The sequence below is a fragment of the Streptomyces sp. PSU-S4-23 genome (assembly GCF_055632315.1).
The window spans coordinates 5824051-5836459 of sequence record NZ_JBVMUU010000002.1 but is presented as its reverse complement, the minus strand read 5'-3'; the positions used below and the strand labels follow the sequence as shown (position 1 = coordinate 5836459).

Genomic DNA, 12409 nt, shown 5'->3' with positions numbered 1-12409 from the left:
CAGGAGCCACTCCCGGTATGGAAAGTCTCGCCTCGACCTCGCTCTCGCTGTCCGGCCTCTGGGACCGGGTCTTCGGCAGCCAGCCGGATCCCGATCTGTGGGTGGTGATCGCCACCCTGGGGGCCGCGCTCGCCGTGGTCGTGCCGCCGGGTGTGTGGCGGATATCGCGCAACGCCATCACCATCGCGCACGAGGGCGGCCACGGCCTGGTCGCGCTACTCACCGGGCGCACCCTGACCGGCATCCGGCTCCACTCCGACACCAGCGGCCTGACGGTCAGCCGCGGCAAGCCGCGCGGCCTCGGCATGATCCTCACGGCCGCCGCGGGCTACACCGCTCCCCCGCTGCTCGGCCTCGGCGGCGCGGCGCTGCTCGCCGCCGGGCACATCACCCTGCTGCTGTGGCTGGCCACCGCGCTGCTCCTGGTGATGCTGGTGATGATCCGCAACGCCTACGGCGTGCTGACCGTGGTCCTCGCCGGGGGCGCCTTCCTGCTGGTGTCGTGGCTGGCCGGCCCGCAGGTACAGGCGGCGTTCGCGTACGCGGTCGTGTGGTTCCTGCTCGTCGGCGGCGTGCGCCCGGCGTTCGAACTGCAGGCGAAGCGGTCCCGCGGCGGCGCCGGGGACTCGGACGCGGACCAGTTGTCGCGGCTCACCCATGTGCCGGCGGGGCTGTGGCTGTTCCTGTTCCACGCGGTGTCGCTGTGCTCGCTCACCGGGGGCGGACGGTGGCTGCTGCGGCTGTGACCGGACCGACGACGAGCACGCGGCGCCCGTGGCCGTGGCCGTGACCATGGCCGGTTGTCCGTGGCCGGTTGTCCGTGGCCGGTTGTCCGTGGCCGGTTGTCCGTGCGCGACCGCTTCTGACCGCGCATAGATGCTCGGCACATCCCGCCTCGCATATCAGACCATGGTTTCGCTCGTATTTCGCCGCTTTTGATCAAGATCCCCGGACCGGGCCAGCCACTAAAGTGGGGCGCATGACCGTTAACCCCGCACACACCGCCCTCTGGCCCGCCCCGCACGCGAGCGGAGCCGTCGACGCGACGGTCCACGTGCCCGGGTCGAAATCGGTCACCAACCGCGCCCTCGTGCTCGCGGCCCTCGCCTCCGAACCCGGGTGGCTGCGCCGCCCGCTGCGCTCCCGCGACACCCTGCTGATGGCCGCCGGGCTGCGCGCGATGGGCGTCGGGATCGAAGAAGGGGTCGGCCCCGACGGCTCCGGAGAGACCTGGCGCGTGATCCCCGCCGCGCTGCACGGCCCGGCCACGGTCGACGTCGGCAACGCCGGCACCGTGATGCGTTTCCTGCCACCCGTGGCCGCCCTCGCCGACGGCCCCGTCCGCTTCGACGGCGACCCGCGTTCGTACGAGCGCCCCCTGCACGGCGTGATCGACGCCCTGCGCGTCCTCGGCGCCCGCATCGACGACGACGGGCGCGGCGCACTGCCGCTGACCGTGCTCGGCAGCGGTGCCCTGGACGGCGGCCCGGTGTCGGTCGACGCGTCCTCGTCCTCGCAGTTCGTCAGCGCCCTGCTGCTGTCCGCGCCCCGCTTCAACCAGGGCGTCGAGGTCCGCCACACCGGCTCGACGCTGCCCTCGATGCCGCACATCCGGATGACCGTCGACATGCTGCGCGCGGTCGGCGCCCAGGTGGACACCCCCGAGTCCGGCGGCGAGCCCGACGTCTGGCGGGTCACTCCGGGCGCCCTGCTCGGCCGCGACCTGACCGTCGAGCCGGACCTGTCCAACGCTCAGCCGTTCCTCGCGGCCGCCCTGGTGACCGGCGGCACGGTCGTCATCCCCGACTGGCCGGCGCGCACCACGCAGCCCGGCGACCGGCTGCGTGAGATCTTCACCGAAATGGGCGGTTCCTGCGAACTGACCGAGCGCGGCCTCGAATTCACCGCTTCGGGTGCCATCCACGGCATCGATGTGGACCTGGGCGAGGTGGGCGAGCTGACGCCCGGAATCGCGGCGGTCGCGGCCCTCGCGGACTCGCCGTCCACCCTGCGGGGCGTGGCCCATCTGCGGCTGCACGAGACGGACCGCCTGGCGGCGCTCACCAAGGAGATCAACGAGCTGGGCGGCGACGTCACCGAGACCGCCGACGGGCTGCACATCCGCCCGCGCCGTCTGCACGGCGGGGTGTTCCACACGTACGACGACCACCGCATGGCGACCGCGGGCGCGGTCATCGGCCTCGCGGTCGAGGGCGTGCAGATCGAGAACGTCGCGACGACGGCCAAGACCCTGCCGGACTTCCCCGACCTGTGGACCGGGATGCTGGGGAACTGACGGGCGGACTGGGACCATGCGCCGCTACGGCAAGCACACCGACGAGGACGACATCCGCACGCGCCCCAACCGCAGGGGCAACCGGCCGCGCACCAATATCCGGCCCAAGCACGAGGACGCGTCCGAGGGCATGGTCCTCACCGTCGACCGCGGCCGGCTCACCTGCCTCGTCGACGGCCGTGCGGTCATGGCGATGAAGGCCCGCGAGCTGGGCCGCAAGGCCGCGGTGGTCGGCGACCGCGTCGCCCTGGTGGGCGATCTGTCGGGCGCGAAGGACACCCTCGCCCGCATCGTCCGCATCGAGGAGCGCACCTCCGTCCTCCGGCGCACCGCCGACGACGACGATCCCTACGAGCGCGTGGTCGTCGCCAACGCCGACCAGCTGGCCATCGTCACCGCCCTCGCCGATCCCGAGCCGCGCCCCCGCCTGATCGACCGCTGCCTGGTCGCGGCGTACGACGGCGGCCTCGACCCGCTCCTGGTGATGACGAAGTCCGACCTCGCCCCGCCCGACAAGCTGCTGGAGCTGTACGGGGCGCTGGACATCCCGTACGTGGTCACCAGCCGCGAGGAGCTGGACGACGGCGACGCAGCGGACCGGGTGCGCGCCCATCTGCACGGCAAGATCACGGCGTTCGTCGGGCACTCCGGGGTGGGCAAGACGACGCTGGTCAACGCGCTCGTCTCAAAGGACCGGCAGCGCACGACGGGAGAGGTGAACGTGGTGACCGGCCGCGGCCGGCACACCACGACCTCGGCGCTCGCGCTGCCGCTGCGGGACGCGGACGGCTGGGTGGTCGACACCCCGGGCGTACGGTCCTTCGGCCTCGCGCACGTCGATCCGTCCCGGGTGATCCACGCCTTCCCGGACCTGGAGCCCGGCACGGAGGGCTGTCCGCGGGCGTGCAGCCACGACGAACCGGACTGCGCCCTGGACGAGTGGGTGGCCGACGGGCACGCCGATCCGGCGCGGCTGTACTCCCTGCGCAGGCTGCTGGCCACCCGGGACCGGCGGGAAGGGGACTGACCTCCGCGGTGTTTGCCCGCCTGCCGGGCCGGTAAATGCTTACTCGCACCGGGCGGGATCCGACCAGCTGAGCAGTCGGCGTGGGGACGCGGGAGGACGAGACATGGCATGGCTGCTGGTCATCGTGGCCGGGCTCCTGGAGACCGGTTTCGCCGTCTGTCTCAAGCTCTCGCACGGCTTCACCCGGCTGTGGCCCACGATCGCGTTCGCCTCCTTCGCCCTCGGCAGCTTCGGCCTGCTCACGCTCTCCCTGCGGAAGCTCGACGTGGGCCCCGCGTACGCGGTGTGGACGGGCATCGGCGCCGCGGGAACGGCGATCTACGGGATGGCCTTCCTCGGCGACCTGGTCTCCACCCTGAAGATCGTCTCGATCACGCTGGTGATCATCGGCGTGATCGGGCTGCAACTGTCGGGGTCGGCCCGCTAGAGGCCGTGGCCACGTCTCGGGATGCCCGTGGTGCGTCGGCAGGGGCGTTCATGGTCCTGAGTCGGCAGTGGCGTCCTTGGTCCCGCGCCGGCAGGAGCGCCCGTCGTCCCGCGCCGGCAGGGTCCGCAGTACTGCGCGGTCAGACGCGCGCGGGCGTGCGCCGCTCACCGTGGCTGCGGGGGCAGGGCGCTGCGCACCAGTTCCGCGACCCCACCCTGCCCCGGCGGAGCCGCCACGCACGACAGGGAGAGCCGGACCACCAGCTCACAGGAGTGGGCCAGGTCCGCCGCGTCCGCCTTGCTCGTCCCGGGCCCGGCCATCGCGGCCACGGCACGGTCGCACACCAGGGCGACGAGGTCCGCCGGCGACGGCAGCGGTCCGTCGGCCCGGCGTTGCGCGGGCACCGCGGAGGTCGAGGGCACCGGCGAGAGGGTCGGCGCGGGGAGGCGGTGGCTCCAGCAGCCGGTCAGCATGGCGCGGACGAGCGGGTTGGCGCGGGCCGCCGCCGCGGTCCACTCCGCGACCGCGGCGAGCCGCTCGCGGGCCTCGGCGTGGGCGCTCAGCGCGCGCTCGACCCCGGCGAGGTACCCGTCGGCCTCCCGGCGCACCAGGGCCCGGGCGAGCCCCTCCTTGCTGCCGAACTCGTTGTACAGCGTCTGCCGGGAGACTCCGGCCGCGGCGGCCACGTCCACCATGCGCACGGCGGACCAGGGCCGGCGCGCGAGTGCCGTGTAGGCGGCGTCCAGTAGGGATTCCCGCGCTGCAGGCATCATCGCCTCCCTCGGGGCCGGCGGCTCTGACGGACAGATTTGACGCGCCCCACAGCACTGTCAAGGGTTCGCGGCGTCCCCGGCGGCGCGCTCCGGACGTCGCGCGCCGTCAAGACACGACCGCACCCGGTCATACGAAGGGGTCGGCCGAAAGATCCACCCGGGTCGTATGGCCCTCCCGTGAACCGGGCAGATACCGTTCGGTCATGCCCGACTATCTCGATGACCTGCGTCTCGCCCACGTGCTCGCGGATGCCGCGGACGCCGCGACCATGGACCGGTTCAAGGCCCTCGACCTCAAGGTGGAGACCAAACCGGACATGACGCCGGTGAGCGAGGCCGACAAGGCCGCCGAGGAACTGATCCGCGGTCAGCTGCAGCGCGCCCGGCCGCGCGACGCGATCCTCGGCGAGGAGTACGGCATCGAGGGCACGGGCCCGCGCCGCTGGGTCGTCGATCCGATCGACGGCACCAAGAACTACGTGCGCGGGGTGCCGGTGTGGGCCACGCTCATCTCCCTCATGGAGGCGGGCGAGGGGGGCTACCAGCCCGTGGTCGGCGTCGTCTCCGCTCCCGCGCTGGGCCGCCGCTGGTGGGCCGCGAAGGGCCACGGCGCGTTCACGGGCCGCAGTCTGTCCTCGGCGTCACGGCTGCGGGTCTCGCAGGTCGCGAAGCTGTCCGACGCGTCCTTCGCGTACTCCTCCCTGTCGGGATGGGAGGAGCAGGGCCGTCTGGGCGGCTTCCTGGATCTGACGCGCGCGGTGTGGCGCACGCGGGCCTACGGCGACTTCTGGCCCTACATGATGGTCGCCGAGGGCTCGGTCGACATCTGCGCCGAGCCCGAGCTGTCCCTGTGGGACATGGCGGCGAACGCGATCATCGTGACGGAGGCAGGGGGGTCCTTCACGGGACTCGACGGCCGTCCGGGCCCGCACAGCGGCAACGCGGCCGCGTCGAACGGTCTCCTGCACGACACGCTGCTCGACTACCTGAACGATCGCTACTAGAAGCGCCCGCCCTGCACACCAGGGGCGCTCCCGCGTCCCGCCGAGCGCAGGGGAGCTCGCGTACACCTCCGAACGCACGCATGCTTTCGTGCACCCCAAGCGCCCCGGAACTCACTGCGTGCGCCCCCTTGTTGACCCGGCCTTTGCCTGCGACCCTGAAAGTCCCCTCATTTGTGAATTTGTGAAGCACGGAACAAAGTCCTCCGGCCGACGGCACCCCCGCCACCGGAATCCGAGCCCGTGCGCCCTAGGAGGTGGCTCCGCACCCATGCTCGTCCGCGACGCCATGAGCACGGTGGTCCTCACCATCGGCCCCGCACACACACTCCGCCAGGCAGCAGCCCTGATGTCCGCCCGTCGCGTCGGCGCGGCCGTGGTCCTCGACCCGGACGCCGGCGGCCTCGGCATCCTCACCGAGCGCGACATCCTCAACTCCGTCGGCCTGGGACAGAGCCCGGACACCGAGCACGCCCACGCCCACACCACCACCGACGTGGTGTTCGCCGCCCCCACCTGGACCCTCGATGCCGCCGCGGGCGCCATGACCCACGGCGGCTTCCGGCATCTGATCGTCCTGGACCGCGACGAGCCGGTCGGCATCGTCTCGGTCCGCGACATCATCCGCTGCTGGACATCGACCCGGCAGCCCGTCCCGGTCGCGACCGCCTCCTAGAACGGGCGCGCGAACGGGCCGGAACCCCGGGCGGCGCGGTTCCGGCCCGTTCCCCGCGACTCTTGGCCGGGGCCGGCCGCGATCCTATGATGGACCAGGTCTAAGTCAAGCAGTGATCCAAAGTAACACCCGTTCGGGACCTGGTCCCCCTGCTGTTAGGCTGGTCTGCATGAGTGACCTGTTGGAACGGCTGCGCGGACGCGGATGGCGGATGACCGCGCAGCGGCGCGTGGTCGCCGAGGTCCTGGACGGTGAGCACGTCCACCTGACGGCCGACGAGGTGCACGCCCGGGCCGTCGCCAAGCTGCCCGAGATCTCCCGGGCGACCGTCTACAACACGCTGGGCGAGCTGGTCTCCCTCGGCGAGGTGCTGGAGGTCGCCACGGACAAGCGCGCCAAGCGGTACGACCCGAACGCGCACCGGCCGCACCACCACCTGGTGTGCGCCCGCTGTGGCGCGATCCGGGACGTCCACCCGACAGGCAACCCGCTGGCGGACCTCCCCGACTCGGAGCGCTTCGGCTTCACGGTCTCGGACGTCGAGGTGACGTACCGCGGACTGTGCCCCAGCTGCGCGGCGGCCTGACCACGACCCACCCCAGGACCCCGGCACCCCGGAGGCGCCGGGGCCTTTCGGCGTGCGCGCGCGCCCGCTCCCGCGTACGGACTTCCCGAACCCGATGAGCCGTCATATCGCCGGTCATATCGCCGTCGGCACTGGTTCGCGGCGGACCAGAAGAACGAACGGCCGAGGGCCGGAACCCTGTACGGATTCCGGCCCTCGTCCTTCAGTAGCGGGGACAGGATTTGAACCTGCGACCTCTGGGTTATGAGCCCAGCGAGCTACCGAGCTGCTCCACCCCGCGTCGGTGAACGCAACACTACGTCAACGACGCGGACAGAGGCAAATCACTTACGAAACGGCACGGAGGCGGCGCACGGTCACGCCGCGCCCTCAGGCCGACAGCTCCTGCCGCAGCGCGTCACTCAACCGCGCCGCCCGCTCGGAGACCTCCGCCGGACCGAGCGACACCGCCCGGTCGGCCCACTGCTGCCCCTCCGCGAGCTCTCCCTGACGCGCGTGGACCAGGGCGAGACGCAGCGCGGCCCGGCCGTGCCCGGCGTCCGCCGCCCGTGTCCACCACAGCGCGGCCTCCGGTTCGCTGCCCTCCCGCGCCAGCAGCAGACCCAGGTTGAACGCCCCGTTCCGCGATCCGCCCTCCGCCGCCTCCCGGTACCACCGGGCCGCCTCCACGACGTCGCCCCGCGCGGCGGCCAGCATCCCGACCCGTACCTGTGCCCGCCGGTGCCCCTGCGACGCCGCCCGCTCGTACCACTCCTCGCACTCGCTCTTGTCGTGCGACGGCTCGCCCAGCTCATGGACGCGCGCCGGCGGCCGGCGCGCGTCCAGCAGGGTGGCCAGCCGGTAGGCGGCCTCCGGACTGCCGCCCCCGGCGGCGCAGCGCAGATGCCGCTCGGCCGTCCGCTCGTCGCCGTCGCGCAGCCGGGCGATCCCGACCTGGAGCGCCGCCTCGGTGTGCCCCGCGGCCGCCGCCCGCTCGTACCACCGCAGCGCCGTCCCTGCCTCGCCGCGCCCCGCGTACAGGATCCCGAGGTTGAACGCGGCGTCCACGCTCCCCGCCTCCGCGGCCTTGGAGAACCACGGTTCGGCACCCGCCGGGTCCCCGGCCTGCAGCAGCAGGATGGCGAGCGCGTTCGCCGCCTCCCGGTGCCCGGCGTACGCCGCCCGCCGGTACCACTGCTCGGCCTGGGCGGTCCGTCCCTGTTCGGCGCAGAGCAGCCCGAGGTTGTACGCGCCGTTGACGTCACCGGCGTCCATCGCCGCCCGGTACCACCGCTCTGCGGTCTGGGTCTCGCCGCGCTCGGCATGCAGCGCGCCCAGCGCGTTCGCCGCGTTGCCGTCGCCCTCCTGGGCGGCCCGCAGCCACCAGACGGCGGCGCTCTCGGTGTCGCCCGCGTCACGCAGCAGGAAGCCGAGCGCACAGGCGGCGCGGGCCTCCCCGTCCTTGGCGCTCGTCAGGTACCAGCGCCCGGCCTCCTTGAGGTCGCCCCGCCGCTCCAGGATCGCCCCCAGGTGCAGCGCGGCCCGGCGATGCCCGCGCGCGGCGGCCCGCCGGTACCACTGCTCGGCCTCCTCGAACAGAGACGGCGCGACACCGTTGTCGCCACCGGCTTCCTGCGCGCGCAGGGCCTTGCGGTCGTAGGCCCGCGCCAGCCGGTAGGCGGCCTCGCGGTGCCCGCGTTCGGCGGCGGCCCGCATCCACCGCTCGGCCCCGCCGTCGCCCCGGTGCTCCAGCAGATCGGCGAGCGCGTAAGCACCGAGGGTGTGCCCCTGTTCTGCGGCCTGGCGCAGCCAGTACTCGGCGGCGGGCTCGTCGCCGCGCTCGCGGTGGTGCCGTCCGAGCGCGTGCGCGGCCGCGGCGGAGCCGGCGACGGCGGCGATCCGCCACCATCCCGCGGCCTCCTCCGCGTATCCGCGCTGGTGCAGCAGGACGCCCAGGTTGTTGGCCGCGGCGCGGTCGCCCGCGGCGGTGGCGGCACGCAACTGGGGCTCGGCCCCGTCGAGATCGCCGCGACGCAGCAGCATGGCCCCGAGGACGCTCATCGCCTCGACGTCCCCGGCCTCGGCGGCGAGCCGCTGCCGTGCTTCCTCGGCCGCTTCGCCGGCCTCGTCCCGATCGGCGTGCTGGTCGCCGGGCTGCACAAATCGCCCTGTCTCGAACAGAGTTGCCTTCTCCCCCATAACGTCCATCGTCGCACCACCTGCAACCTGGGTACACCTGGTATACCGCAGCCAGTGAGGTCACTTCAGCGTTTTGTCGACATGCCCACAGAGAGATAAGTCAAACACAGAACGGCCAACTGCCCCCGTAAGGAATCGCACTTCACGCAATGTCGCCAGGTCACGGTGTACGCCTCGTCGTGTCGCACACACGCCGAGGGCCCGGATCCTGATCAGGATCCGGGCCCTCGACTTCAGTAGCGGGGACAGGATTTGAACCTGCGACCTCTGGGTTATGAGCCCAGCGAGCTACCGAGCTGCTCCACCCCGCGCCGTTGTCCGGCAACCGTACCACGGCGCGGGAGGGGGCTTTGCTCAGCCGCCGCCCGAACCGCCCGGTCCGGCGCTCGGACTGCTGCTCGGACTGCTGCTCGGCGAACCACTGGGCGAGTTGCTCGCACCGGCGGACGGCTTGCTGTTGCCCTTGCTGCCGCCGCTGCCTGTGGTCGCGCCGGCCTTGGACTGGGCCTCCTCGGCCCGCTTCAGCGCGGCTTCGAGGTCCTTCTGCGCCCGTCCGTACGCTCCCCAGTCGCCCTGTTTGAGGGCCTCCTGGCCCGCGTCGAAGGCCTTCTGGGCGTCGTCGAGCGCCTGTTGGACCGTCGGGTTGCCGGTGACCGGCGGCTGGGTGGTGCCGGTGTCCGGCGGCGGTGTGGAACCCTGCGCGCCGAAGACCTTGTTGAGCGCCAGGTCGAGCGTGTCCTCGAACGCGGTGTTGCCCCCGTAGGTCACCAGGACCTTGCGCAGCAACGGGTACTTGAGTCCGCCGCCGCGTACGTAGACGGGTTCCACGTACAGCAAACCGCCGTCGAGCGGCACGGTCAGCAGGTTGCCGTACTCGATGTCGGAGTCGCCGCCCTTGAGCAGCCTGATGGACTCGGCGATGTCCTGTTCGGAGTTGAACTGGCTCTGGACCTGTTTGGGTCCGTCGACGGTGGTGCTCGTCGGCAGCTTCAGGATTCTGATCCTGCCGTAGTCGCTGCTGCCCGCCTCGGCGTCGACCGCCATGAACGCGCTGAGGTTGTCACGCCCGTTGGGCGTGAACGTCGTCGTCAGCGAGAACGCCTGCGCCTGCTGGTCGGGCATCTTCATGCTCAGGTAGTACGGCGGCACCGCGTTGCCCGACTTGTTCGTCGGGTCGTCCGGCACCTGCCACACCTCGCTGCCGCTGAGGAACGTCTGCGCGTCCTTGACGTGGTAGCGGGTCAGCAGTTCCCGCTGGACCTTGAACAGGTCCTGCGGGTACCGCAGATGGGACATCAGCGAGGACGGGATGTCGCCGCGGGGCTTCACGGTGCCCGGGAACGCCTTCATCCAGGTCTTCAGGACCGGGTCCTCGGTGTCCCACTGGTAGAGCCTGACCTCACCGGTGTACGCGTCTACGGTCGCCTTCACCGAGTTGCGGATGTAGTTGACCTGGTTCTGCTGGGCCATGACCGCGCGCTGTGTGTTGCCCGCGGTCAGCGAGTCGGCCGTCGTGTCGCCGAGGGTGGTGCGGGAGGCGTACGGATAGCCGTTCGTCGTCGTGTACGCGTCGACGATCCACTGGATGTGTCCGTCGACGACCGCGGGGTAGGCGTCGCCGTCGATGGTCAGCCACGGCGCGACCGCCTCGACGCGCTCCTTCGGAGTGCGGTTGTACAGGATCCGCGAGCCCTTGCCGATGGCACCGGAATAGAGGATCTGCGGCTCGCTGAACGTCACCGCGTACGCCGCCCGGTTGACCGGGCTGGCGAGGCTGACCCCGCTCTCGCCCCGGTAGCTGGTGGTCTTCTCGCCGCTGTCGTCGGAGTAGTCGATCTCCTTCTGGGGACCGCCGACGATCGAGTACGCGGTCGTCTTCTCGCCGTAGTAGATCCGCTGCTGGTACGTCCCCAGGTCACCGGCGGACGGCAGGTCGGACTCGGTGAAGACGGGCTGGCCGTTGGCGTCGGCGGTGGTGCCCTTGGCGGCGACCACACCGAAGCCGTGTGTGTAGCGGAAGTGGTCGTTGATCCAGTTCCGCTTCGGGATGCCCTGGAGGTTCAGCTCGCGCAGGCCGATGACCGTGTCCTGGTCCTTGCCGGCCTTCGTGTAGCGGTCGACGTCGAGGTTGGCCGGGAACGCGTAGTAGTTCTTCATCTGCTGGAGCTGCTGGAACGTCGGGGAGACGATGTTCGGGTCCAGCAGGCGGATGCTCGCCGTGGCGTCGGCGGCGTTGCGCAGCTTGCTCTTGTCGTCGGTGCCGCTCCTGCCCGCGTACTCCGAGACCTGGGCGCCGTCGATCCCGTACGCCTCGCGGGTCGCCTTGAGGTTCTTCGCGACGTACGGCGCTTCCTTCGCCTGCTCGTTCGGCTGGACCTGGAACTTCTGGACGATCGCCGGGTACAGGCCGCCGATGAGGATCGCCGAGAGGACCATCAGGCCGAAGCCGATGACGGGCAGCTGCCAGGTGCGCCGCCACAGGGTGGCGAAGAAGAGCAGCGCGCAGATGACGGCGATGCAGAACAGGATCGTCTTGGCCGGCAGATAGGCGTTCGCATCGACGTACCTGAGGCCCGTCCAGCTGTCGGTGGCCTTGAAGTCGCTGGACTTGACCGCGAGTCCGTACCGGTCGAGCCAGTAGGCGACGGCCTTCAGGGCGACGAAGACGCCGAGCAGCACCGACAGGTGCCCGGTCGCGGCGGCCGTGGCGCGCGCCCCGGGAGAGGTGATCCGCAGACCGCCGTACAGGTAGTGCGTGAGCGCGGCGGCGATCAGCGACAGCACGGTGGCGGCGAAGCCGAAACCGAGCAGGAACCGGTACCAGGGCAGGTCGAAGGCGTAGAAGGCGACGTCCAGGTGGAACTGGGGGTCCTTCTGGTGGAAGGGCACGCCGTTGACCCACATCAGCCAGGTCCGCCACTGGCTGGACGCGGACGCCCCCGCGATCAGGCCCACCAGGGCCGTGATCCCCAGGAGCAGCCACTTCTTGTAGGGCGCGATCCCCATCCGGTAGCGGTCGAGGCTCTGCTGCTCCATGGACATCGCGCTCAGCGGCGGACGCAGCCGGTGCGCGAGCCAGATGTTGAGGCCGACCGCGGCCGCCATCAGCAGTCCGAAGACGGAGAAGAGCCCGATCTTGGTCCACAGGGTGATCGTGAAGACCGACGAGTACTTCACCGACCGGTACCAGAGCCAGTCCGTCCAGAAGCCGGCGAACATCACGAACGCCATGCCGAGGACGGCGAGGATGCCCAGGGTCATGAGCAACGTCCGGGCCCGCCGGGACGGGCGGCCCACTCTGATCCGCGGTCCCGTCGGGCCTCCGCCGCGGTCCGGCATCTGGAAAGCCAAGGTGCGCACCTCGAAGTTCGCTGTTGATCCGTCAGGCCCCCGTGATCGCGGACCATGGATGAGGCCCCACGGTCGGGGAGCCACACCTATGCAA

10 protein-coding genes and 2 tRNA genes are annotated in these 12409 nt (G+C 71.5%); 7 read left to right on the top strand and 5 right to left on the bottom strand.

From position 1 onward, the window contains the following. The first annotated feature begins 17 nt into the window (after nucleotides 1-17). The 4 genes from ACZ79I_RS26765 to ACZ79I_RS26750 all read left to right on the top strand — a co-directional run bounded on the left by ACZ79I_RS26765 (nucleotide 18) and on the right by ACZ79I_RS26750 (nucleotide 3750). A complete protein-coding gene (locus ACZ79I_RS26765) occupies nucleotides 18-746 on the top strand; it encodes a M50 family metallopeptidase (protein WP_471500165.1) in 729 nt (242 codons plus the stop codon). Nucleotides 747-979: 233 nt separating this feature from the next. Next, complete coding sequence (gene aroA, locus ACZ79I_RS26760; RefSeq protein ID WP_471500163.1) at nucleotides 980-2296, top strand: 3-phosphoshikimate 1-carboxyvinyltransferase; 1317 nt, start codon at nucleotides 980-982, stop codon at nucleotides 2294-2296. Between the two features lie 16 nt (nucleotides 2297-2312). Continuing rightward, complete coding sequence (gene rsgA, locus ACZ79I_RS26755; RefSeq protein ID WP_471500161.1) at nucleotides 2313-3323, top strand: ribosome small subunit-dependent GTPase A; 1011 nt, start codon at nucleotides 2313-2315, stop codon at nucleotides 3321-3323. Nucleotides 3324-3426: 103 nt separating this feature from the next. Beyond that, nucleotides 3427-3750: a DMT family transporter gene (locus ACZ79I_RS26750; RefSeq protein ID WP_381079519.1), complete on the top strand. Its 324-nt coding sequence runs from the start codon at nucleotides 3427-3429 to the stop codon at nucleotides 3748-3750. A gap of 164 nt (nucleotides 3751-3914) precedes the next feature. Here the strand turns inward: ACZ79I_RS26750 and ACZ79I_RS26745 are convergent, their stop codons facing one another. Next, a complete protein-coding gene (locus tag ACZ79I_RS26745) occupies nucleotides 3915-4523 on the bottom strand; it encodes a TetR/AcrR family transcriptional regulator (RefSeq protein WP_471500159.1) in 609 nt (202 codons plus the stop codon). A 203-nt stretch (nucleotides 4524-4726) separates the two neighbouring features. Between ACZ79I_RS26745 and hisN the strand changes: the two genes are divergently transcribed. The 3 genes from hisN (at nucleotide 4727) to ACZ79I_RS26730 (ending at nucleotide 6786) form a co-directional block, all read left to right on the top strand. Further along, nucleotides 4727-5527 carry a histidinol-phosphatase gene (gene hisN / locus ACZ79I_RS26740; RefSeq protein WP_471500157.1) on the top strand — a complete coding sequence of 267 codons (801 nt, stop codon included), beginning with the start codon at nucleotides 4727-4729 and terminating at the stop codon, nucleotides 5525-5527. 268 nt (nucleotides 5528-5795) lie between these two features. Beyond that, nucleotides 5796-6200, top strand: coding sequence for a CBS domain-containing protein (locus ACZ79I_RS26735; RefSeq protein WP_471500155.1), 405 nt, complete (start codon nucleotides 5796-5798; stop codon nucleotides 6198-6200). A gap of 169 nt (nucleotides 6201-6369) precedes the next feature. Beyond that, on the top strand, nucleotides 6370-6786 hold the full coding sequence (locus tag ACZ79I_RS26730) for a Fur family transcriptional regulator (RefSeq protein WP_471500153.1): 417 nt from the start codon (nucleotides 6370-6372) through the stop codon (nucleotides 6784-6786). Nucleotides 6787-6992: 206 nt separating this feature from the next. On the opposite strand, the gene ACZ79I_RS26725 is transcribed toward ACZ79I_RS26730, so the two are convergent. The 4 genes from ACZ79I_RS26725 to ACZ79I_RS26710 form a co-directional block, all read right to left on the bottom strand. After that, a tRNA-Met gene (locus ACZ79I_RS26725) sits at nucleotides 6993-7066 on the bottom strand. Between the two features lie 89 nt (nucleotides 7067-7155). Then, nucleotides 7156-8973 carry a tetratricopeptide repeat protein gene (locus tag ACZ79I_RS26720; protein WP_471500151.1) on the bottom strand — a complete coding sequence of 606 codons (1818 nt, stop codon included), beginning with the start codon at nucleotides 8971-8973 and terminating at the stop codon, nucleotides 7156-7158. A 228-nt stretch (nucleotides 8974-9201) separates the two neighbouring features. After that, a tRNA-Met gene (locus tag ACZ79I_RS26715) sits at nucleotides 9202-9275 on the bottom strand. Between the two features lie 43 nt (nucleotides 9276-9318). Further along, the gene (locus ACZ79I_RS26710) at nucleotides 9319-12303 is read right to left on the bottom strand and encodes a UPF0182 family membrane protein (RefSeq protein WP_471505231.1); all 2985 of its coding nucleotides are present in this window, start codon (nucleotides 12301-12303) and stop codon (nucleotides 9319-9321) included. Between the last annotated feature and the right edge of the window lie 106 nt (nucleotides 12304-12409).